The organism is Streptomyces sp. B15, assembly GCF_018070605.1.
GTDB lineage: Bacteria > Actinomycetota > Actinomycetes > Streptomycetales > Streptomycetaceae > Streptomyces > Streptomyces smyrnaeus.
On the sequence record NZ_JAGPXJ010000008.1, the window covers coordinates 75,855 to 97,365 of the forward strand.

At 70.7% G+C, this 21,511-nt stretch carries 19 protein-coding genes; 10 read left to right on the top strand and 9 right to left on the bottom strand.

The features are described 5' to 3' along the window. Positions 1-58: 58 nt before the first annotated feature. Positions 59-427 carry a VOC family protein gene (locus KBY19_RS06285; RefSeq protein ID WP_185018026.1) on the top strand — a complete coding sequence of 123 codons (369 nt, stop codon included), beginning with the start codon at positions 59-61 and terminating at the stop codon, positions 425-427. A gap of 51 nt (positions 428-478) precedes the next feature. Here the strand turns inward: KBY19_RS06285 and KBY19_RS37165 are convergent, their stop codons facing one another. Next, the gene (locus KBY19_RS37165) at positions 479-3,991 is read right to left on the bottom strand and encodes an NACHT domain-containing NTPase (RefSeq protein WP_210965326.1); all 3,513 of its coding nucleotides are present in this window, start codon (positions 3,989-3,991) and stop codon (positions 479-481) included. A gap of 90 nt (positions 3,992-4,081) precedes the next feature. Beyond that, complete coding sequence (locus KBY19_RS06295) at positions 4,082-5,782, bottom strand: fumarate hydratase (protein ID WP_185018028.1); 1,701 nt, start codon at positions 5,780-5,782, stop codon at positions 4,082-4,084. Positions 5,783-5,939: 157 nt separating this feature from the next. Here KBY19_RS06295 and KBY19_RS06300 point away from each other — a divergent pair, with 157 nt between their 5' ends. Together KBY19_RS06300 and KBY19_RS06305 are read left to right on the top strand one after the other, a co-directional pair. After that, positions 5,940-6,713: a DUF1707 domain-containing protein gene (locus KBY19_RS06300; protein WP_099883735.1), complete on the top strand. Its 774-nt coding sequence runs from the start codon at positions 5,940-5,942 to the stop codon at positions 6,711-6,713. Between the two features lie 238 nt (positions 6,714-6,951). Further along, positions 6,952-7,293 carry a WhiB family transcriptional regulator gene (locus KBY19_RS06305; RefSeq protein ID WP_099883737.1) on the top strand — a complete coding sequence of 114 codons (342 nt, stop codon included), beginning with the start codon at positions 6,952-6,954 and terminating at the stop codon, positions 7,291-7,293. A 202-nt stretch (positions 7,294-7,495) separates the two neighbouring features. Here the strand turns inward: KBY19_RS06305 and glpX are convergent, their stop codons facing one another. Next, positions 7,496-8,530, bottom strand: a complete 1,035-nt coding sequence (gene glpX, locus KBY19_RS06310; RefSeq protein ID WP_099883739.1) for a class II fructose-bisphosphatase — start codon at positions 8,528-8,530, stop codon at positions 7,496-7,498. Between the two features lie 241 nt (positions 8,531-8,771). Between glpX and KBY19_RS06315 the strand changes: the two genes are divergently transcribed. Beyond that, positions 8,772-9,374: a DUF4245 domain-containing protein gene (locus tag KBY19_RS06315; RefSeq protein ID WP_307843446.1), complete on the top strand. Its 603-nt coding sequence runs from the start codon at positions 8,772-8,774 to the stop codon at positions 9,372-9,374. 182 nt (positions 9,375-9,556) lie between these two features. Here KBY19_RS06315 and KBY19_RS06320 read toward each other — a convergent pair whose 3' ends face one another. The 4 genes from KBY19_RS06320 to KBY19_RS06335 all read right to left on the bottom strand — a co-directional run bounded on the left by KBY19_RS06320 (position 9,557) and on the right by KBY19_RS06335 (position 13,467). Further along, the gene (locus tag KBY19_RS06320) at positions 9,557-10,150 is read right to left on the bottom strand and encodes a malonic semialdehyde reductase (RefSeq protein ID WP_099883744.1); all 594 of its coding nucleotides are present in this window, start codon (positions 10,148-10,150) and stop codon (positions 9,557-9,559) included. 170 nt (positions 10,151-10,320) lie between these two features. Further along, the gene (locus KBY19_RS06325) at positions 10,321-10,641 is read right to left on the bottom strand and encodes an exodeoxyribonuclease VII small subunit (RefSeq protein WP_247698259.1); all 321 of its coding nucleotides are present in this window, start codon (positions 10,639-10,641) and stop codon (positions 10,321-10,323) included. Positions 10,642-10,651: 10 nt separating this feature from the next. Further along, a complete protein-coding gene (xseA, locus tag KBY19_RS06330; protein WP_210965327.1) occupies positions 10,652-11,866 on the bottom strand; it encodes an exodeoxyribonuclease VII large subunit in 1,215 nt (404 codons plus the stop codon). A gap of 71 nt (positions 11,867-11,937) precedes the next feature. Next, positions 11,938-13,467, bottom strand: a complete 1,530-nt coding sequence (locus KBY19_RS06335; RefSeq protein ID WP_210965328.1) for an APC family permease — start codon at positions 13,465-13,467, stop codon at positions 11,938-11,940. 142 nt (positions 13,468-13,609) lie between these two features. On the opposite strand from KBY19_RS06335, the gene KBY19_RS06340 reads away from it, so the two are divergent. Next, a complete protein-coding gene (locus tag KBY19_RS06340; protein ID WP_099883750.1) occupies positions 13,610-14,647 on the top strand; it encodes a 4-hydroxy-3-methylbut-2-enyl diphosphate reductase in 1,038 nt (345 codons plus the stop codon). 18 nt (positions 14,648-14,665) lie between these two features. Here KBY19_RS06340 and KBY19_RS06345 read toward each other — a convergent pair whose 3' ends face one another. Continuing rightward, the gene (locus KBY19_RS06345) at positions 14,666-15,382 is read right to left on the bottom strand and encodes a DUF6542 domain-containing protein (RefSeq protein WP_210965329.1); all 717 of its coding nucleotides are present in this window, start codon (positions 15,380-15,382) and stop codon (positions 14,666-14,668) included. A gap of 213 nt (positions 15,383-15,595) precedes the next feature. Between KBY19_RS06345 and ychF the strand changes: the two genes are divergently transcribed. From ychF to KBY19_RS06360, 4 genes are all read left to right on the top strand, one after another. After that, positions 15,596-16,684 (top strand): redox-regulated ATPase YchF, encoded by a 1,089-nt coding sequence (ychF, locus tag KBY19_RS06350; protein WP_210965330.1) that lies wholly within the window; start codon positions 15,596-15,598, stop codon positions 16,682-16,684. Positions 16,685-16,781: 97 nt separating this feature from the next. Beyond that, positions 16,782-17,057: a hypothetical protein gene (locus KBY19_RS06355; protein ID WP_099883756.1), complete on the top strand. Its 276-nt coding sequence runs from the start codon at positions 16,782-16,784 to the stop codon at positions 17,055-17,057. Positions 17,058-17,456: 399 nt separating this feature from the next. Then, the gene (locus KBY19_RS36265; protein WP_307842658.1) at positions 17,457-18,755 is read left to right on the top strand and encodes a cytochrome P450; all 1,299 of its coding nucleotides are present in this window, start codon (positions 17,457-17,459) and stop codon (positions 18,753-18,755) included. Continuing rightward, the gene (locus KBY19_RS06360; RefSeq protein WP_307842657.1) at positions 18,752-19,861 is read left to right on the top strand and encodes a cytochrome P450; all 1,110 of its coding nucleotides are present in this window, start codon (positions 18,752-18,754) and stop codon (positions 19,859-19,861) included. Before KBY19_RS36265 ends, KBY19_RS06360 begins: the two co-directional genes overlap by 4 nt. A 214-nt stretch (positions 19,862-20,075) precedes the next feature. On the opposite strand, the gene KBY19_RS06365 is transcribed toward KBY19_RS06360, so the two are convergent. Then, on the bottom strand, positions 20,076-20,723 hold the full coding sequence (locus KBY19_RS06365) for a dihydrofolate reductase family protein (protein WP_099883760.1): 648 nt from the start codon (positions 20,721-20,723) through the stop codon (positions 20,076-20,078). A gap of 530 nt (positions 20,724-21,253) precedes the next feature. Here KBY19_RS06365 and KBY19_RS06370 point away from each other — a divergent pair. Beyond that, positions 21,254-21,406, top strand: a complete 153-nt coding sequence (locus KBY19_RS06370; RefSeq protein WP_180289747.1) for a hypothetical protein — start codon at positions 21,254-21,256, stop codon at positions 21,404-21,406. Positions 21,407-21,511 lie beyond the last annotated feature (105 nt).

The window sequence follows — 21,511 nt, forward strand, 5'->3', positions numbered from 1 at the left end:
ACCTCCGTGCGGTTCAGCATCCCGTATCCCGGTCGCATTCCTGGCTAGGGTCCGTCCCATGACGAGTCGTATCGCGGTGCTGTGCATCGACGCCGTGGATCCGCCGGCCGTGGCGGACTTCTGGTGCCGGGTGCTGGACTGGCAGGTCAGGGACGAGTCCGAGGGCGGCATCGAGATCGGCCCGGCCGACCCGGCGCAGCCGGGCATCGACGTGCTGCCCGTCCCGGAGCGCAAGCCCCGAAAGAACCGTCTCCACCTGGATCTGCGTGCCGACGGCAGTACCACGGAGCAGGAGCTGCGACGCCTGCTGGAACTGGGCGCCACCGGGGTCGACGTCGGCCAGCCCCCGGACGCCTCATGGACGGTGCTGGCCGACCCGGAGGGCAACGAGTTCTGCCTGCTGCACCGGACGATGCAGGACCTGTGAGGCCCGCCCCGCCGCACCGGTCGGGGCCTGTGCGGCTTGCGGCAGCGCGACTCACCGGCCACCGCCGGCCTGGGTGTACACACTGTTGACGATCTTCTGCGCGAGTTCGGCATGCTCGGGCCGCACTCGCACCCGCAGCCAGATCTGCCGTCGCTCGCCGTGCCCGTACCGGTACTCACCCCACATGCGCAGCTCGTACTCGTCGTCGGTGCGCCGGACCGAGTAGAGGGCGTCGGAGGCCCGGCGCCATCCCTGCCTCTTCCCGGTGGGGCGCTCCCGGACGAAGGCGCGGACCTCCTTGTCCCCGCAGCTGGCACCGCAGGACAGCTCGGCGGCGTACAGGCGCAACCAGGGGGCGTTGCCCGGCGGCTCGGTGGCGGCGGGATAGGTGGGAGGCGGAGAGGTGGCGTTCTCGCAGTTGTAGGTGCGCACGTGGTCCTTCTCCTCCGGGGCCCAGGTGCACGTCATGTGCTTCGGTGCGCGCACCGGAAGGGCCAAGAGGGAGAACTTCCAGACGAACGAGCGTTCCGCGCGGCCCCACACCGCACCGTACAGGCGCTGCTCGGAGCGCCGGTAGCGGGCGAGCCGGGAGGTCTTGGGTACCTCGGTGCGGGGGATGTCCGCCAGGTCCCGGGCGTCGGTGCGGCCCAGCGCCCGGCGCAGCAGCGACTCGGCGACCGCCGCGACCCTGCGCCGGGAGGCGAACTCCTCGGCGAACTCCACGGTCACCAGCAGGTTCCCGTCGCGTGCCGCGTACCGGGCCTGCCGCAGGGCGGGGCGTCCGGTGTCCGTGAATCGGGTCACGGTCACCACCCGGACCGCCTGGTCGGCCGGGGCCGGTGCGGCGTCGAAGGACATCTGAGCGGCTCCCGTTCCCGCCCGCCGGACCTTCCAGGCGCTGCGCTCGCTACCGATCAGGAGCGCGAACCGCCGGCGTGCCTTGGCCGGGCCGCTGTCCGTCCAATCGCCCGCCAGGGCCTGCACCCGCACCCGCACCTGGACCTCCGGCCGGAAGGGCGCCTGCTCACCCGCCGCACAGGTGTCACCGTCGGCGACCCGGCGCGGATCGTCCATCAGCGCGTCGAGCACCTCGGTGGGCAGCGCCGCGCAGACGGAGCCGGGCACCGGATACGGGCCCGGAGCGGGGCCCGTCGCGAGCACGCCGGGGACCACGGCGGTGCAAAGGAGCAGTCCGGCCAGGCCCACGACCCCGTTTTGGGCCGCCTCGGCCAGCTTCGGGAACCGGTGACGGGGCTTCCGCGGAGCGGGGACGTCGGCGGCCAGTTGGTTGCGCAGTTCGATGTGGCGGAAGCGGTAGACGCCGCCCGCCTGGCGCAGCACGCCCTTGGCGTGCGCCTCGCGGAGGAAGTCCATCAGCCGCCACGGCAGGCGTCCGGTCGCGGCGAACCAGATGCGGGCGAGGGTGTAACGGCCCCAGGCCGAGGTGGCGATCTCGCACAGCCAGCCGCTCAGCAGGGTCCCGGCGGCGGTCACCAGCCACGTCCCGGCCGTCACCACGTCCCGTCCGAGGGACAGCTGCCACAGGCCCAGCATCAGCACGGGGGCGGCCCACACGAGAGGGATCTCTTCAGGCTGGTAGGTGGGTGCCGCGCCGAGGGCCAGCGTGGTACGCCGGTCCCGGTGCAGCAGTTGGGCGGGTTCCGACGCCGTCTCCGGATCGGCGGGCGGCCGGGCCCGTGCGAGCCACCAGCGGGCCACGGAGCGTGCGAAGAAGACGGCGTACAGCAGCAGTGCGAGGCTCAGTTGCCCCGGTTCGCCGGCCAGCGCCAGCAGGTAGACCAGGCAGCCGGCGCCCAGGGTCCAGCCGGTGAGCCTCCCCACCGCCGTCCAGCGCAGTGCCTGCCGCACGTCCGCGGGGCGTGGCAGCCGCACCTGCTGCGGGGCCCGCGCGGCGCTGCCCCCGTACCTGGCGGTCGCGTACGCGCACAGTCCCAGCCCGAATCCGGCCCACAGCGGTACCGGCACCCAGCGGTCCCACCAGGGCGCGCTGAAGTCCGCCATGGACACGGTGAGCGTCGCCGTCAGAGCGGCGGGCAGCACGCTCAGCCGTCGCAGCCAGGTCGGCAGTGCCTCCTCCAGCCGCCACCAGGCGACCTCCTGCCCGCCGAGGCGGCCGGTGAGCGCGGCCAGGAAGGAGGCGTGCTCCCGTGTCTTCGCCGCGCTCGCACCCGAGGCGTCCGCGTAGGCGGCGGTCAGGAACGCGTCGTACAGGTGCCGTTCGACGGCCTGCCGGATGGTGAAGCGTCCAGCGCCGAGCAGTTCGGCGGGGTCGGCGTCCGTTTCGCTGTAGGCGACGCGGGCGAGTGCCACCATCAGCGGGGTGCTGAGTACCCGGCGCAGCACCCGCGTCTCGCGCCTCGTGTCGTCGGCGTCGGCAAGCCGCTCCAGTACCGGCGACCACTTGGTGTGCGCCGGGTCGCTGCGGCTGGTGCGGCGGCTGGTACGGGGCAGATAGCGCCACAGGTCGTCCGTGGTCAGCGGGCACAGTTCCACCGCCACGGCACCGGGCAGCGGGAGGGCGGCCCCCTCCACCGCCCGGGCGTACTCGGCCGTGCGGCTGGTGAGGACGCAGCGCGCGTGGCTGGTCAGACTGGTGCGCAGCTGCCGGAGCGCGTACGCCTGCGCGGAGTCCGGGAGTTCGTCGAAGCCGTCCAGCACGGGCAGGACACGGCCGGACTCGATCAGGTCGAGGGCGACCTCGACCGTGGGCAGCGGCACCGGGTGCTCGGCGCACAGCCGCTCGGCGGCCCAGCGCCACAGCCCCCGTCCGCCACCCGGGTTCCAGGAGGCCAGCGGCAGGACGACCGGGACGGGTGCCGCCGACGCGGGGCCCCGCGCCTCCAGGAGCGTACGAGCGAGCCGGTAGGCGAGCACGGTCTTGCCCGCGCCGGGTGCTCCCAGGATGACCAGCCGCTGCCTGGGCAGCGAGGTGAAGAACGCCGCCGTTCCCGCGAACTCGCCCTCCGTCTCCAGCCCGCCCGCGACGGCGTCGTCCCCGGCCGGGAGGTCGTGCCGGGCCGGGGCGCCCACCACGTTCGGCACATGATCGGTGACCAGCGGGTCGGCGGCCGTCCACCGCACGGGAATGGGCGTGGGGGTGTGCACCGGAGCGAGTGCGAGCTGGTCCTGTCTGCCGTACTGCCGGACCAGTGCCTCGGCCAGCCCTTCGGCGGCCCGGTCCAGCCGGTGCGCGGAGTGCGTGGCCCGCGGGCGGGTGAGCCGCCGCCGGTCGCGTATCCGGCCGACTGCGGCGACACCCGCCGACAGGGCCGCGAACAGCGCGGCGAGCGCCGGCAGCCGCCGCTGCTCCGCCAGCACCGCGTCCGGTACCAGAGGCTGAACGACCCACAGCCCGCCGCTGACGCAGAGCAACAGCCCCGCCAGTACGAACAGGCGCAGCGGCGACCGGGGCGGCTCGGCGGTCTCCTCGTGCACGTGGATGTGCACGGCGTCGATCCGCTCGGCCTGGATGACGGTGCCGAACGTGCCGCCGTCGATCCGGTTCCCCCAGCGGGGCGTGCCGTCCGTCCCATCCGGGGCCACCGGTCACCCCCCGCCCCACGACCCGTCAGAAGCAGGATCCTAGCCCTGGGGTGCCGGGAGCGCCCCCGCAACCGCGGGGGCCGGTGGCCGTCAGGATCCGGTGCGTACCGGGATCGAGGTGACGAACGGCTGCTCGGGAGCGGGGTCCGCGAAGAAGTCGTTGCCCTTGTCGTCGACGACGATGAAGGCGGGGAAGTCCTCCACCTCGATCCGCCAGACCGCCTCCATGCCCAGCTCCTCGTACTCCAGGACCTCCACCTTCTTGATGCAGTCCTGGGCCAGCCGGGCCGCCGGGCCGCCGATCGAGCCGAGGTAGAAGCCGCCGTGCGCCGCGCACGCGTCGGTGACCTGCTTGCTGCGGTTGCCCTTGGCGAGCATCACCTTCGAGCCGCCGGCGGCCTGGAACTGTTCGACGTAGGCGTCCATCCGACCGGCCGTGGTGGGGCCGAAGGAGCCGGAGGCGTACCCCTCGGGCGTCTTGGCCGGGCCCGCGTAGTAGACGGGGTGGTCCTTGAGGTACTGCGGCATCTCCTCGCCCGCGTCCAGCCGCTCCTTGATCTTCGCGTGGGCGATGTCGCGGGCGACCACCAGTGTGCCGGTCAGGGACAGCCGGGTCTTGACCGGGTGCTTGGTCAGCTCGGCCAGGATCTCGTCCATGGGACGGGACAGGTCGATCTTGACAGCTTCGAGGTCCGGGCCCGCGCCCTCGGTCAGCTCGGACTCCGTCGTCTCCGGCAGGAAGCGCGCCGGGTCGGTCTCCAGCTGTTCCAGGAAGACGCCCTCGGCGGTGATCTTCGCCTTGGCCTGGCGGTCGGCGGAGCAGGAGACCGCGATGGCCACGGGGCAGGAGGCGCCGTGCCGCGGCAGCCGCACCACGCGTACGTCGTGGCAGAAGTACTTGCCGCCGAACTGGGCGCCGATGCCGATCTTCTGCGTCAGCTCGAAGACCTGCTCCTCCAGCTCCTTGTCCCGGAAGCCGTGCCCGGAGGGCGAGCCGGAGGAGGGCAGCTCGTCGAGGTAGTGCGCGGAGGCGTACTTGGCCGTCTTGAGCGCGTACTCGGCGCTGGTGCCGCCGACGACGATCGCCAGGTGGTACGGGGGGCAGGCGGCGGTGCCCAGCGAACGGATCTTCTCCTCCAGGAACTTCATCATGCTCGCCTCGTTGAGCACGGCCTTCGTCTCCTGGTAGAGGAAGGACTTGTTGGCGCTGCCCCCGCCCTTGGCCATGAACAGGAACTTGTAGGCGTCGCCGTCCGTCGCGTACAGCTCGATCTGGGCGGGCAGGTTGGTGCCGGTGTTCTTCTCCTCCCACATGGTGAGCGGAGCCATCTGCGAGTAGCGCAGGTTGAGCTGGGTGTAGGCGTCGTGGATGCCGCGCGAGAGCGCTTCCTCGTCGCCGCCCGCCGTGAGTACCTGCTGGCCGCGCTTGCCCATCACGATCGCCGTACCGGTGTCCTGGCACATCGGCAGCACGCCCGCCGCCGCGATGTTGGCGTTCTTGAGCAGATCGAGGGCGACGAAGCGGTCGTTGGCGCTGGCCTCGGGGTCGTCGAGGATCCGGCGCAGCTGTGCCAGGTGCTCGGGGCGCAGATAGTGCTGGATGTCGTGGATGGCCTCGGCCGCCAGCTTGCGCAGTGCCTGCGGCTCCACCTTGAGGAAGGTGCGCCCGTCCGCCTCGAAAGTGCTCACGCCCTCGCTGGTGATCAGGCGGTACGGTGTGGGGTCCGCACCGGTGGGGAGCAGATCCGTGTAGGAGAACTCCGGGCTGGCCGGTTGGGAGCTGGCAGACATACGGGGACTCTTCCTCTCACACTTGCGACTCTCGACGATGCTCGACGACAAGAGCCCGGCTCTCGACGATGGGAGCGCGCCTCACAGCGTAGAACCCGCCCGCAAGAGGCGGCTGCGGGGGTAGTCGCGATCTATCGCGTTTGGGTAGGCTGCTGTTGTGACTGAAGACTCTTCGCGCACTTCGCTCCAGAAGCAGCCGTCCGCCGAGCGGTCCCCGAAGCCCGCGGCCGCGCCCGCTCCTGCCGCGGAGGCCGCTGTCCGTGCCTCGGACGCCGACCGGGACCGGGTCGCCGACATCCTCCGCGAGGCCCTTGCCGAGGGCAGGCTGGACGCGGAGGAGCACAGCGAGCGGGTCGAGGCCGCCTACGCGGCCAAGACGATGGGCGAGTTGGAACCGCTCGTCCGCGATCTGCCGGCGGGCCGCTCGGGCACCGTCGGGTCGCAGGACGGTGACGGGCAGCCGGGCGGAAGCGGCCAGCGCTCCTACGGCACCTCGTTCGCGACCTTCGCCGCCTCCCACACCTCCAGCCATGCCATGCACGGCAGCGGCCCCAAGGAGAACCTGGTCGCCATCTTCAGCGGCACCGGGCGCAAGGGGCGCTGGCGGGTTCCGCGGAAGATCAACGCGTTCGCCTGTTTCGGCGGTATCGAGATCGATCTGACCGAGGCGCTGTTCGAGCACCCGCATGTGCAGATCAACGCCACTGCGATCTTCGGGGGAATCGAGATCCGGGTCCCGGAGAACGTCACCCTGCAGCAGAAGGGTGCCGGCATCTTCGGTGGGTTCGACGTCCAGGTGACCGACTCCACGGACCCGACCGCGCCGGTCGTGCTGGTGGAGGGGGCCGCGATCTTCGGCGGTGTGGACGCCAAACCGAAGCGCGGCCGCGTCATTCAGAATCTGCGCGACCGGTTCCGCAAGGAGCTGTGAGTACGCGGGCGCACCGAAGGTTTTGCGCGCGCTGGGGAGCGTACGCCTGGGCGCGTATCGGACTACACGCAATGCATACCGGCGCGTACAGCGGGTAGGGCTCGGGCATCGTCTTGCGCACAGCGAGAGTTCGCGAGCCGGCCCTCCCCGAGAGGGTCCGTGGGGGAACGTGGACTGCTGTGCGCCGCAAGACGGGTGAAGGGGAAACAAACCTCCGTCGTCGCGTCAGGAGCAGACCGTGCTGCACACGCCGCATCAGTCCCTGCAGGCCGCCGCCACCATCCCCGTACAGCGAACGCCTGAGCGAGATGATCAAGCGGGCCCCTGGCACGCGGACGCCGTCTGCCGCCGCGATGAGGCGGGCCTTTTCTTCGCCCCCTCCAAGGAGCCCACGGCCGCCCGGCTCTCCCGTGAGCAGGCCGCCAAGCGCGTCTGCGCCCGCTGCCCTGTCCTGGTCGAGTGCCGCGAGCACGCCCTGGTGATGCCCGAGCCCTACGGCGTATGGGGCGGCCTCACCGCCGCCGAACGCCGCGTCGTACTCTCCCGTCGCCGCCGCGCCGCACAGGCCGCGGCCGCGTAAAGGCGGGGTACTCGGCCCGGTTGTGGGCAACCGTTCCACGAGGCGGAACGGCTGGGCGCAACCGGGACCGCGAACGCGACACGACCGCACCCGGGCCCCGGGTGGCCCCACCGGGTGAGGGCCCGGCCAGCACGGCGCCGGCCGGGAGCGGAGCCCACAGCGGGCGGGCCCCCGGCCGGAACCGGCTCCAGCGGCGCCGCCCTCAGCGCGCGCGGTCGAAGTCGATGGCGCTGTAGGCGCGCAGCTTCGAGAGCCGGTGCACGGACTCGATCTGACGGATGGTGCCGGACTTCGAGCGCATCACCAGCGACTGCGTGAAGGCCCGCTCGCCGCGGTAGTGGACGCCCCGCAGCAGGTCGCCGTCGGTGATGCCGGTGGCGACGAAGAACACGTTCTCGCCGCCGACCAGGTCGTCGGTGAACAGCACCTGGTCCAGGTCGTGGCCCGCGTCCAGCGCGCGCTGCCGCTCCTCGTCGTCCTTGGGCCACAATTTGCCCTGTATCGTCCCGCCGAGGCACTTGATCGCGCAGGCCGCGATGATGCCCTCGGGAGTGCCGCCCACGCCCAGCAGCAGGTCGACGCCGGTCTCCTCGCGCACGGTCATCACGGCGCCCGCGACATCGCCGTCCGAGATGAACTTGATCCGTGCGCCCGCCTCGCGGATCTCCTTCACCAGCCCCTCGTGGCGCGGGCGGTCGAGCACGACGACGGTGACGTCCTCGACCCCGCAGCCCTTGGCCTTGGCGATCCGCCGGATGTTCACCGCCGGTGGTGCCGTGATGTCGACGAACTCCGCCGCCTCGGGACCCGTGACCAGTTTGTCCATGTAGAAGACCGCGCTCGGGTCGAACATCGAGCCGCGCTCGGCCACCGCCAGCACCGAGACGGCGTTGCCCATGCCCTTGGCGGTGAGCGTCGTACCGTCGACCGGGTCCACCGCGACATCGCACTCGGCGCCCGTGCCGTCCCCGACGCGCTCCCCGTTGTAGAGCATCGGGGCCTCGTCCTTCTCGCCCTCACCGATCACCACGACGCCGTTCATCGAGACCGTGGAGACGAGGGTGCGCATCGCCTTGACGGCCGCCCCGTCGGCGCCGTTCTTGTCGCCCTTGCCGACCCAGCGGCCCGACGCCATCGCCCCCGCCTCGGTGACCCGCACCAACTCCAGCGCCAGGTTGCGGTCCGGGGCCTCCGGGCTGACTTCGAGCGGGGAGGGCAGGTGGTTGTGTTCAGTCATCGGAACACACCTTTCTGTACGGCGACTCTGGACGGCCACTACGGCGACGCGAGCTGTGCCGATTCGGCGAGGGTGGGCAAGATTTTACCTGTACGTCGCAGACTGAGCAGGGGTGCCCACGGATGAGCAGGGCCGAGGCGGCGGCGTGGAGGGCCGGAGGCGACGCCGCAGCAGCAGGGGCGGCACCGGACCGGCCGCCCCCTCACGCAAGCCGCCGACCGGCATAAGGGACGATGGGGGCGTGGCAGCAGACAAGAAGCGCGGCGCCCAGGCCGTGCGTGACATGGTGATCTCGCTGGCGGTGATCATCCTCGCCGCCTGGGTCATCTACCTGTTCATCCCGCACGACGAGAACAAGGACCCGGTCAAGTCGGTCAGCTATCGCGTGGAGCTGGCATCGGCACGGCGCGCGGCACCGTACCCGGTGGCCGCACCGCAGGGGCTGTCCAAGGAGTGGCGTGCCACCTCCGTCCGCTACACGGCGGACGGCCCCAAGGGCTCCGTCTGGCACCTGGGCTTCATGACGCCGGACAACGAGTACGCCGCCGTCGAACAGAGCGACCAGGAGCGGCCGGTCCGGTTCATCGACGACGTCACACAGGGTGCCGAGAAGACGTCGAAGAAGCAGCGCGTCGCGGGCGAGGAGTGGACCCGCTACCAGGGCCAGAAGTACGACGCGCTGGTGCGGCCCGCCGCCGACGGCAAGTCGGTGACGGTGGTCACGGGCACGGCGAGCTTCCGGCAGCTGGGCGAGCTCGCCGAAGCGCTGGAGGCCAAGTCCCTGAAGCCGGGGAACTCCCAGAAGCCCGACGGGAGCGGTTCCGCACAGCCCGCAGCCGAGTAGACGGGTCCCACGGCGGTCGCCATGGTCCGGCCCCATGGTCGCCATGGAGCGTAGGGGCGCGAAGGGGACGGTCCGGTTCTGGACCCTCGAGAAACGAAAGCCCCCCGCGCGAGGGGGGTGCGCGGGGGGCCGTCTGTGGGCCGGCTGTCAGCCGTGCGGCTGGCAGCCGGCAGGTCGTCGCCTCACAGGGAGGTCACGACGTCGTCGTAGGACAGCCGGGGCGAGCGGGGGGCGAACGCGTCGGGGCCCGGCTTGCCGATGTTGACGACCAGCAGTACGCGCTGGCGGCCGTCGCCGAAGAACTCCTTGTCGACGCCCTCCGGGTCGAAGCCGGTCATCGGCCCGGCCGCGAGCCCGGCGGCGCGCACGCCGAGGATGAAGTACCCGGCCTGCAGCGTGGCGTTGAGGGCACCGGCGCCCTCGCGCGCGCTCTCCTCGGCGAAGAACGCGTCCTTGATGTGCGGGGCGTGCGGGAACAGCTCGGGAAGCCGCTCGTGGAAGTCCAGGTCGTAGGAGAGGATCGCGGTCAGCGGCGCCGTGCGGGTCTTGGGCACGTTGCCCTCGGCCATGTGCGCCAGCAGCCGCTCGCGGGCCTCGGAGGAGCGCAGCAGCGTCACACGCAGCGGCGACTGGTTGAACGCCGTGGGCCCGTACTTCACCAGGTCGTATATCGCCTGGACCTGCTCCTCGGTGACCGGCTCGTCCGTGAACGTGTTGGCGGTACGGGCCTCACGGAAGAGGAGGTCCTGGGCTGCGGGGTCGAGGGCGAGAGCCATGGTCGGGTGCCTTGCCTTTTCGTACGACGTACAGGGTGGTCAGGCAAGTGTAACCAGCACTAGTTCAACCTTGAACAAAGGCCCCCGGTCCGGGCTCCGGACCCGCCGCCCGGGGGTGCCGTCCTGGCGAACACCCTCCCGCCCCTGTCCCACCGCTCACCGGTTCCCGCTCACCGCTCCTCTTCGTCCTCCTCCGCGGCTTCCTCTTCCTCCTCCTCCAACACCGCGTCCAGCCGGGCCCGTGCCCCCTCCAGCCAGGCACGGCAGATGCCCGCCAGCTCCTCGCCGCGCTCCCACAGCGTCAGTGACTCCTCCAGCGTCGAGCCGCCGGACTCCAGGCGCTGTACGACCTCGACCAGCTCGGCCCGCGCCTGCTCGTAGCTGAGCGCGTCCGCCGTGGCCAGCTCCGCCTGGGACGCGTCGGCCGCCGCGTCCGCCGCGGCGGCCGCCGGGCCGCTCCCGGCCGCCTGACCTTCCGTTTCCGTCGTCATGCCCGCAAGCCTATGCGGGGGGTGCGACAGCGACACCGAACTCTCCCTCTGCCACCCGGGCCCGCAGCCGGTCGCCCTCCGCGACCTCGGCGGCGTCCCGCACCACGGCGCCGTCCTCCCGCTGCAGCACCGCGTAGCCCCGCTGCAGCGTCGCGGCCGGTGACAGCGCGACGACTCGGGCACGGGTGTGCGTCAGTGCGTCCTCGGCGCGGGCCAGCCGGTGGTCGAGCACGCGCCGGGAGCGGTCGAGCAGCGCCGCGATCTCCTCCTCGCGGTCCTCCACCATGACGTGCGGGTCGGCCATCGCCGGTCGGCTCATCACCTCGGCCAGGCCGCGCTCCTCGCGGTCCAGCAGCCCGTTGACCACTCGCCAGGCGCGCTCCCGCAGCGCTCGCACCCGCTCGTGCTCCTCGCCGACGTCGGGAACGGTGTCCTTGGCCGCGTGGGTGGGCGTGCGGGAGCGGAGGTCGGCCACCAGGTCCAGCAGCGGCGAGTCCGCCTCGTGCCCGATCGCGGAGACCACCGGGGTGCGTGCCGCGGCGACGGCGCGCACCAGGCGCTCGTCCGAGAACGGCAGCAGATCCTCCATCCCGCCGCCGCCCCGCGTCACGATGATCACGTCCACGTCCTCGCGGGCGTCCAGTTCGTGCAGCGCCTCGATGATCTGCGGGACCGCGTAGGCGCCCTGCACCGCCGTGTTGCGCACCTCGAAGCGCACGGCGGGCCAGCGCTCCCGCGCGGTGTGCAGCACATCCCGTTCGGCGTCCGAGGCGCGGCCGGTGATCAGCCCTATCCGCTGCGGCAGGAACGGCAGCCGCTTCTTGCGCTCCGCCGCGAACAGCCCCTCGGCCGTCAGCGCCTTGCGCAGCCGCTCCAACCGGACCAGCAACTCGCCCACACCCACCGGCCGGATCTCGGCGGCGCGCAGCGAGAGCCGTCCCGTCTTCTCATACCACTCCGGCTTCGCGTGGACGATCACCCGGGTGCCCTCGCTGATGACGTCCTTGACCTGGTCGTACACCTGGCGGAAACAGGTGACGCTCAGCGAGACCTCGCGGGAGGGGTCGCGCAGGGTCAAGAAGACCATTCCGGCGCCCGGTCGGGGGGAGAGCTGGATGATCTGTCCCTCGACCCAGACGGCGCCCAACCGGTCGATCCAGCCGCGGATCAGCCGGGAGACCTCGCTGACGGGGATCGGGGATTCGGCGGACGTGGTGAGAGCCATGCGAGAAGGCTAGGCCCTGCCACCGACAGCCCCACCCTGCCCACCCGGGGGCCGGGAGCCTCCGGAGCGGGTCAGTCGGCCGCCGCCTCCCGCTTGTCCCGGCGGCGCAGCACTGCCAGCGCCACCAGTGCGATCACCAGCCACACCAGTCCCACCCAGTGCGCCTCACGGTTGGCGGTGACGATCACCGCGACGACGATTGCGAGCCCCACCAGCGGCACCACCCAGTCCCACACCACGCTCATCCGATGCCGCTCGGCACTGCTTCCGGCACTGCCTCCTGCGCCGCCTTCGGTGCTGCCCCCTGCCTGCCTGCCCTGGGCCTGTCCGCCCCCGGCCTGTCCGCCCCCGGCCTGTCCGCTCTCGGCCGCCGGCCGCCCACCCCCGCGCCGTCCCAGCCCGTAGTAGCCCATGACCGACAGATGGAGCATGCCGAAACCGAACAGAGCGCCGATGTCCACGATGGAGACCAGCCGGTCCAGACCGTCGGCGGACCGCGCGGCCCACACCGCGGCACCCATCGTCAGCACCGCACTCAGCAGCAGCGCCCGCCCCGGCACTCCGGTACGCAGCCCGACGCTGCCCAGGAAGCGCGGCAGCCGCCGGTCCCGCGCCATGGCGTACAGCAGCCGGGAGGCCGCCGCCTGCCCGGCCAGCGCCGCGAACGCCGCGCCGATCGCCTTGCTGACCGCCACCGTCGTCTCCAGCCAGCCCCCGATCGCCGACTCGGTCGCGGTGTAGAAGGCAGCCCCCTGCTCGGCCGGGTTCTCGGCGAGATGGCGCGAGGAGTCCTGGGACAGCAGCGCGGCCAGATACGTCTGGAGCACGAAGAGCACACCGGTCACCAGCAGGCACCACACCAGTGCCCGGGCGACCAGCCGGGCGCTGTTCCCCTTGCCGCCCACCGCCTCCTCCGCGAAGTTCGCGATGGCGTCGAAGCCCAGGAAGGACAGCACCGCGACGGATACCGCGCCCAGCAGTGCCGTCATCGAGAAGGCGCGGTCCCCGGTGAGGGGCGAGAGCCAGCCGCGCTGGGGCCCGTCCTGCGCCAGGACGACGAGTGCCGCGACGACGAACACCAGCAGCACCAGGATCTCCATGGCCAGCACCAGAAAACCGACCACTGCCGCACGGCGTACGCCCGAGAGATTGAGCGCTGTTGTCACCACCATCGCGATGGCCGTCCAGATCCACTGGTCCACCTCGGGCACCAGCTGCGCCATGGCGATCCCGGAGAAGAGGTAGGCGACAGCCGGGATGAGCAGATAGTCGAGCATCATCATCCAGCCGGCCACGAAGCCGGGGCCGTTTCCGAGGCCCACGCGCGCGTACGCGTACACGGAGCCCGCCTGCGGCACCGTATGGATCATCCGGGCGTACGAGTAGGCCGTGAACGACATGGCCACCGTCGCGACCACGTACACCAGCGGGACCACACCGTGGCTGCGCGCGTCCAGCGCACCGTAGATCCCCACCGGCGCCATCGGCGCGATGAACAGCAGCCCGTAGACGATCAGGTCGCGCAGCGACAGGCTGCGCCGCAGGGAGCCGCCCGGTCCGCCTCCCAGGATGTCGGCTGTGTGCGAGCGAGCTGAAGGCATGGAGCCAGCTTGCCGCAGATCACACCTGTCGGCAGCGGACACACGCCTGGCCCCGTGCGCGCTGCGCGACCGCGCGTCCTCCGCGCTTCCACGCTCCCGGTGGTCCCCGGAAGGACACGAGTACGGCCCTTACGATGGAGCCATGACTGGTTCGCCCGACCGCAGGCCCGACGACGCACCGGAAGCCGACGCTCCGCAATCCACCGCTCCGGGCCGCCGCCGCGTCCTGCTCGCGGCCCCCCGTGGCTACTGCGCGGGCGTGGACCGCGCGGTGATCGCCGTGGAGAAGGCGCTGGAACAGTACGGCGCTCCGATCTACGTGCGACACGAGATCGTGCACAACAAGTACGTGGTCCAGACCCTGGAGAAGAAGGGCGCCATCTTCGTCGAGGAGACCGACGAGGTACCCGAGGGCGAGATCGTCATCTTCTCCGCGCACGGCGTGGCGCCCACCGTCCACCAGGAGGCCGAGCGCGGCAAGCTCGCCACCATCGACGCCACCTGCCCGCTGGTCACCAAGGTGCACAAGGAGGCCGTGCGGTACGCCAAGGAGGACTACGATATCCTCCTGATCGGCCACGACGGCCACGAAGAGGTCATCGGCACCAGCGGCGAGGCCCCCGACCACATCACGCTGGTCGACGGGCCCCAGGACGTGGAGAACGTCGAGGTCCGCGACCCCGAGAAGGTGGTGTGGCTCTCCCAGACGACCCTTTCGGTGGACGAGACCATGGAGACGGTCGACGCGCTCAAGGGCCGCTACCCGAACCTCCTCTCGCCGCCCAGCGACGACATCTGCTACGCCACCCAGAACCGCCAGACCGCCATCAAGCAGGTCGCCGCCGACGCCGACCTGGTGCTGGTGGTCGGTTCCAAGAACTCCTCCAACTCCGTACGCCTGGTCGAGACGGCCCTGACGCACGGCGCCAAGGACGGCCACCTGGTCGACAACGCGGACGAGATCGACGAGGCATGGCTGGAGGGTGTCGAGACGATCGGCCTCTCCTCCGGAGCCTCCGTGCCGGAGGTGCTGGTCGACGGCGTCCTGGAGTGGCTGGCGCAGCGCGGCTGGGACGAGGTCGAGATCGTCAAGCCGGTCGACGAGCACATGCAGTTCTCGCTTCCCAAGGAACTGCGCCGCGATCTGCGTGCCGAGGCCGCCGAACGGCTGCGGGCCTGACCCCGACGGGGCCGCCCGTCACCCGCTCTTCCCGGCGCGCCGCCAGGCACGGCGGCGCTCCAGGCTGAGTACTCCCTTCCGGATGAGCGCGATCGCGGTGGCGGCCAGCGTGCCCGCGTACAGCCACACCGCGTGCAGGGCGAGGCCCGTGAAGACGTTCTGCAGGACACCGGTGAAGCCGTCGCCGGTGCCCCCGGCGAAGAACAGTCCGATCGTGTACGCGAGGGGAGCGGCGACCGGCGCGGCGAACAGCTCCGCCGGCCGTACCCACACCGCGGCGGCCATGGCGACGAGCAGGAAACCGATGCCGTAGAACGCGGGCGCCCCGCCGGGCATCAGCGATACCAGACCGCCGAGCAGCACCATCAGCAGCGAGGCGAACACTCCGACGCCCAGCCCCGTCAGCCGCGGTGCCTGCCGGGCCGTCCCAGGCCGCGGCGTCCGCTTGCGGTCGGCCGACTGCCGGTCGGTCGACCGCCGGTCCGCCGTCTGCCGGGAAGCCGCCCGCCGGGGGGCGGCTCTCGATGCGGCGCCGCTCGCACCGGCCGAGGGCCCCGCCTGCGCTGGGGCATGCGCCTGGGCCCTGGGGTCCGCGGGCGCGGGTGCGGCCGGGTGCGGGAGCCGGGGGCTGTGCCGGACGGCGGCCCCGCCCCCGTCGGTGCCGCTGCCCGGGGGAGCGGCACCGTACCGCTCGTACGGATCGTGCTGGGTCGTGCGCGCGCTGCGTTGCTCCACCTGGCCACGGTAGGTGCTGTAGGGGCGCAGGCGAGGTCATGGACACGCGGATTCCGCCAATACCACCGAACCGGCACTGTGCGGCTCCGGGCAGGGCCCGGCAGCGCGGGTGCGGGCGCCCGTAGACTGGGTGGTCGGCCTCCGGGCCGTCTGTCCGCGCAGAGACCCCACTATGGAGAACCCCCGCCAGGGGCAACGGGAAGTAGTCGCAACGTGTCGCTCACGATCGGAATCGTCGGCCTGCCGAACGTCGGCAAGTCGACCCTTTTCAACGCCCTGACCAAGAACGAGGTGCTGGCGGCCAACTACCCGTTCGCCACCATCGAGCCGAACGTCGGCGTCGTGGGCGTCCCCGATCCCCGGCTGGGGAAGCTCGCCGAGCTGTTCGACTCCCAGCGCGTCCTCCCCGCCACCGTCGACTTCGTCGACATCGCCGGCATCGTGCGTGGCGCGAGCGAGGGCGAGGGCCTGGGCAACAAGTTCCTGGCGAACATCCGTGAGTCCGACGCCATCTGCCAGGTCATCCGCGCGTTCAAGGACGACAACGTCGTACACGTGGACGGAAAGATCTCGCCCAAGGACGACATCGAGACGATCAACACCGAGCTGATCCTGGCCGACCTCCAGACCATCGAGAAGGTCCTTCCCCGGCTGGAGAAGGAAGCGCGGGTCAAGAAGGACAAGCAGCCGCAGGTCAAGGCCGTCCAGGAGGCGAAGGACATCCTGGAGGAGGGCCGCACCCTCTTCTCCGCCGGCCTCGCCCAGGGCACCGAGCGCGCCGAGCCGCTGCACGAGCTGCACCTGCTGACCACCAAGCCGTTCATCTACGTCTTCAACGTCGACGAGGACGAGCTGACCGACGAGGGCTTCAAGGAGGAGCAGCGCGCCCTGGTGGCCCCCGCCGAGGCGGTCTTCCTCAACGCCAAGCTGGAGGCCGACCTCGTCGAACTGGACGAGGACGAGGCCCTCGAGCTCCTCCAGACCGTCGGTCAGGAAGAGCCCGGCCTCGCCACCCTCGCCCACGTCGGCTTTCGCACCCTCGGCCTGCAGACCTACCTCACGGCAGGCCCCAAGGAAGCCCGCGCCTGGACCATCAAGAAGGGCGCCACAGCCCCCGAGGCCGCCGGCGTCATCCACACCGACTTCCAGAGGGGCTTCATCAAGGCCGAGGTCATCTCCTACGAGGACCTCCTGGAAACCGGCTCCGTGGCCGAAGCCCGCGCCAAGGGCAAGGCCCGCATGGAGGGCAAGGACTACGTCATGCGCGACGGCGACGTGGTGGAGTTCCGCTTCAACGTGTAGCGCGCACGGAGAGCTGATCGTCCGCGACTGGTCAAACCAGCAGGTCAGGTGGGGTGGGTCCGATGCCGGCCCACCCCGCCGGGATTCCGGTCGCTGGATGGTCGCTGGTGGAACTGATGTCTCGTCACCGGGCGCCTGGGAGCATGGCGTCGACCGGCTGCAGGCGCTCGCCGGCGACTGGACGATCTGCCTGGTACTGCGCCCCCACGCCTTCCACCTCTCCGGACCCGAGCAGGTAGGCGCCGACATCGCGGCCATGGTGCGGTACTGGGCGACAAGCTGGCGCATGTCCACGTCCTTCGCCTGGGAGGAGCGGGCACGTGAGCCCTCGGCGCTGGTGCTGGACCGCATCACCAAGGAGCTGGCCCCTTGAGGGGTTTGCGCTCCGCGAGGTAGCGCGGATGCCAGCGGGAGGTGGGGGCTGCGGGTGCCGCCCCTTACCTCCCGGGTTCACCTTTCACCTCCCGAGGCGGTGCGCCCCCTTATCTTCGGAAGGTCTGTGGAGTACTTCTGATGGCCTGGTGAGGAAGGCGCTGTCGAACCGGGCCTCTGAGCACAGAAGTACCTTCTGCCCCTCCAGTCACAGTTGCCTCAGGTGAGTACTGCCCTGGAGGATGTGGCCGTGCCAACTCATGCCTCAAGAACTGCGCTTGGCGATCCCTGGCCGCATGTCCGTACTGCCTGGCCGGCACGTAGTGCCCCCCTCTACGGCCAGGATTTCGCGCGCGACCCGTTCTCGTACTACCAAAGTCTGCGCAAGACCTTCGGTCCTGTGGCGCCTGTCACCCTGGAGGAGACCGGCGCCTTCCGCGGGTACCTCGTCCTGGATCACGCCTACCAGCTGGAGATTCTCCAGAACCGCGGCCATGTGTGGACGCGGGACTCCCGCTGGTACCGCGACTTCGCCGAAGGTGCGCTACCCGACCACCCGCTGATCCCCCAGATCGCCTACCGGCGCAGCCGCCTCTACGCCGAGGGCATGGAGCACTCACGCCTCTCCAGTCCGGGTAACAAGGCGCTGGCCAAGATCGACCTGCTGTTCACCCGCACCCTCATCGAAGACCTCGCGGAGCAGCTCATCGCCTCGTTCTTCCCCGCGGAAGGGCCCGGGGAATGGAACGAGGCCGACATCCTCGACCAGTACGCGCTCCAGCTGCCGCTGCTGGTCATGATGCGGCTGATGGGTATGGACGAGGCCAGCGCGCTGGCCACCGGCACCGCCATTCACGAGATGCTCAGCGGCGGTCCCGGGGCCCACCGTGCCGCCGCGGATCTCGACGTCCGGATGCGGGCCCTGGTGGAGGAGAAGCAGCGGGCCCCGGGGCCCGACCTCATCTCCTGGATGCACCACTACAACCGGCAGATGGAGCAGCAGCTGGATGTTCACGAGCTGAGCGAGGACGTATGGCTGCAGATCGTCTGCGGGCGCGGCGCCGGCAACACCTGGATCTGCAACACCGTGTTGGAGCTGCTGACCAACCCGGAGCTCAACTCCGACGTCATCGCCGGGCGCTGTCAGATGGAAGAGGCGATGAACCGCGTCATGTGGGTCAACGCGCCCGTCCAGAACCTCATCGGCCGCTGGGCCACCCAGGACACCACGCTGGGCGGCTATCCGGTCAACTGCGGGGACATGGCGATCATCTGCCTCGCTGCGACCGGAGGTGACCCGATGATGATGTCGACCAGCTGGGACGTCTCCCGCACCAACAGGTCGCATCTGGCCTGGGGCGCCGGTTCCCACGGCTGCCCGGTACCGGACCTGGGCACGCTCATCGTCCGTACGGGGCTCGAAGTGCTGTGGAACAGGCTGCCGGGCATGCGGCTGGCCGTTCCCAAGGAGAGCCTCACCTGGGACCTTCCGTATATGGCCAGGTCACCCACTGCGCTTCCCGTGATATTCCCTTATCCGCCGACTTCTCCCACGAACGGACAGCAGTGGACCGCACAGCACCGCTTTCTCTCGAACCCGCCCCGGCCGATCTCCACGGAACGGAAGGAGCAGCCCTCCGAGCCGCAGGGCCGGTTGCCACTGTGGCGCTCCCTGGTGGCGTGGTGGCCAAAGCGGTGACGACCCGGGAGGCGGGTGCCCTGGTGCTGGGCGACCCCCGCTTCTCCAAGGACATCCAGCACTGGGGCGCGCACGCACGCGGGGAGATACCCGCCGACTGGCCGCTGCTGTTCATCGTGGAGGGCAAGAGCCTGCTCACCACCGACGGGGAGACCCACCGCCGGCTGCGGCTCCCCATCCAGCGCGCCATCTCGCCCCGCCGCGTAGAGGCGCTGCGTCCTCAGATCGAGGCCATTACCGACCGTCTGCTGGCGGGGCTGGCCGCCGTCCCCGCCGGGAAGGAGACGGATCTGCTCGCCGGGTTCGCGCTGCCGCTGCCGCTGGATGTCATCTGCTCACTGCTCGGCGTACCCGAAGACGGCACGCTGCGCAAGGAGTTGCACGAGCTGTCGGCGGCGGCGTTGAACTCCGAGGCCAGCGCGGAAGAGGTGCAGCAGACGGTCTCCCACCGCTTCCCCGCGACGCTGCTGGCACTGATCGAGGAGAAGCGCGCCCGTGGCGACCGGGACGACCTCACCATGGACCTGGTCACCGCCATGGACGAGGGGGAGCTGAGCGAGGCGGAGGTCATCGGAAACCTCGTGACCACCGTGATCGGCGGCCACGAGACGACGGCCAATCTGATCTGCCACGCCGTCAAGGGGCTGCTGACCCACCCCGAGACGCTCCAGGCCGCGAGAGCCCGGCAGGACGCGGGGGAGGACCCGTGGCCCGGCATCGTGGAAGAGGCGCTGCGCTGGGAGTCGCCCACTCGTCATGTGATGTTCCGCTACGCACTCGACGACGTGGACGTCGAGGGGGACACGATCCGCAAGGGAGAGGCCGTACTGGTGCCGCTGTCGGCCATTCAGCGCTGCCCGCACGCCTTCCCGGACGGTGATCCGGAGGTCTTCGCTCCCGGCCGCGCCGACGCCTCCCGGCATCTCGCCTTCGGCTACGGCCCGCACCGCTGCCCCGGTGCATCGCTGGCCCGGCTGGAAGCCGAGATCGCCCTGCAGCGGCTCTTCGCTGCCTTCCCGGGAGTGGCTCTCACGGGGCGGCCCGCCTCCCGGGTGCCGTCCCTGGGCATCAACGGCTACCAGGAACTGCCGGTCCGACTGCGCTGAGGCCGGCACTGCCGGGGCTCGGCCCTACCCGTTGCTCCCGGAGGCCCCCGCCCCGAAGGCCCCGGTCCTGCCGGACGGGCCGCATTTCAGCCCGTCCGGCACTCTCTCGCGGATCCCGTGCCGGCGGCAGTGGGAAGATCTGGCATTCTTGCAGGTCAGAGCTTTGGGGTGGAGTTCCGGGGCAACGTCTGGCGTGCCCCGACGGCTGATCGGCTCACTTGCGCCAGAACAGGTGGTGCGTCACGCCGCTCGGGCTGGGGACGACGTCTCGGTGGAACCGGTCGAGCAGCTCGTCGGGGGACTCCCACAGCCGGGACCCGGAGCCGAGCTTCGTCGGGGCGACTGCCACATGCAGGGTGTCGACGAGGCCGGCCTCGAGGAACCGCCGGATGGTCGTGGCCCCACCGCCGAGCCGGACGTCCCGGCCCTGCGCCGCCTCCTTCGCCCGGGCGAGCACCGTGGCCGGGTCGTCGTCGACGAAGTGGAACGTGGTGTCGGAGAGCGTGAACGACGGGCGTTTGTGGTGCGTCATGACGAAGACCGGCGTGTGGAACGGGGGCTCGTCACCCCACCACCCCTGCCACTCGTGGTCCTGCCAGGGCCCGCGCTGCGGCCCGAACTTGTTGCGGCCCATGATCTCGGCGCCGATGTTGCGGGGGTGGTCCCGCGTGAAGTAGTCGTCCAGGCCTCGGCTGCCGGCGGGTCCGGAGCGGCTGACGGGTGGGTGGTCGGTGGCGAAGGCCCAGGCGAGCAAGGTTCCCGGATCGGCATGGCCGAACGGCTTCTCGAGGCTCTGGCCCTCGCCGGCGCCGAACCCGTCGCTTGAGACGGTGAAGTTCTGGACCCGCAGCAACTGGCTCATGTCGCTCCCCCTGCTTCGCGTTTTGTGATCACTCGACGAACGGTGGACCGGCCGGGACGGGAAAACTCATCGCCGCATCGTGTGCAGTTCTCATCGAGCTCCCGCAGCCGCGCGCCGGGCGGCGACTGCCCGGTGGGTGCTCGACCGCCTCGGCAAGACCCACGGGGGCGTGCTCGACGCGCAGGCCGCACAGCGAGACGGCCGACTAAATTTCACTTCAGCAGCAGTTCGGCATATCAATCCTTCCAAAAAGGGACAATACCGATACGTCAACACGGTGGAATTCCGCTTTCCCCGCTGCCGTCACGGTCGGCTGAACTGGCAATCGTCTCGGTCTGTCGACGTCTTGGTACTCAGCGCTGTTGCGGGCTCCCCGCAGGGCGGTGAATACCTCAAGTGGCAGCTGTGACAGATGTGTTGACGCTGCTCATGATGCTCCACTACGTTCCAGAAGTCCCTGAGATGTCCGGCGTTCATACGCGTCGATGTCACAGGGAAGTCCGTGCTGACTTCCATTCGGAAGGAACAAAATGAGCGAAGACCTGCTGGAAGACGAATTCTCCCTCGACCTGCGTGTTGGCCACGCGGAGGTTTCGACCAGTTCCGCCGCTGCCACGGACAACGGCGGTTGCGCGACGTCGCGCACATCGCTGTGCACCGACACGCTCAGCGGGTGCTGCTGACACGCCACATCTGATGTGACGCACATCCATGGCGAGCCACGCGGAGGGCCCTGCAGTCCGTGCACAGGGGATTTCCGAGCCCTCCGTATGGTCGTTCGCCGAGAA

Coding starts and splice junctions, on each gene's coding strand:
- KBY19_RS06285 (WP_185018026.1), top strand. CDS start 59: ATGACGAGTCGTATCGCGGTGCTGTGCATCGACGCCGTGGATCCGCCG.
- KBY19_RS06295 (WP_185018028.1), bottom strand. CDS start 5,782: ATGTCTGCCAGCTCCCAACCGGCCAGCCCGGAGTTCTCCTACACGGAT.
- glpX (WP_099883739.1), bottom strand. CDS start 8,530: ATGACTGAACACAACCACCTGCCCTCCCCGCTCGAAGTCAGCCCGGAG.
- KBY19_RS06320 (WP_099883744.1), bottom strand. CDS start 10,150: ATGGCTCTCGCCCTCGACCCCGCAGCCCAGGACCTCCTCTTCCGTGAG.
- KBY19_RS06325 (WP_247698259.1), bottom strand. CDS start 10,641: ATGACGACGGAAACGGAAGGTCAGGCGGCCGGGAGCGGCCCGGCGGCC.
- xseA (WP_210965327.1), bottom strand. CDS start 11,866: ATGGCTCTCACCACGTCCGCCGAATCCCCGATCCCCGTCAGCGAGGTC.
- KBY19_RS06335 (WP_210965328.1), bottom strand. CDS start 13,467: ATGCCTTCAGCTCGCTCGCACACAGCCGACATCCTGGGAGGCGGACCG.
- KBY19_RS06340 (WP_099883750.1), top strand. CDS start 13,610: ATGACTGGTTCGCCCGACCGCAGGCCCGACGACGCACCGGAAGCCGAC.
- KBY19_RS06355 (WP_099883756.1), top strand. CDS start 16,782: ATGGTCGCTGGTGGAACTGATGTCTCGTCACCGGGCGCCTGGGAGCAT.
- KBY19_RS06365 (WP_099883760.1), bottom strand. CDS start 20,723: ATGAGCCAGTTGCTGCGGGTCCAGAACTTCACCGTCTCAAGCGACGGG.
- KBY19_RS06370 (WP_180289747.1), top strand. CDS start 21,254: ATGAGCGAAGACCTGCTGGAAGACGAATTCTCCCTCGACCTGCGTGTT.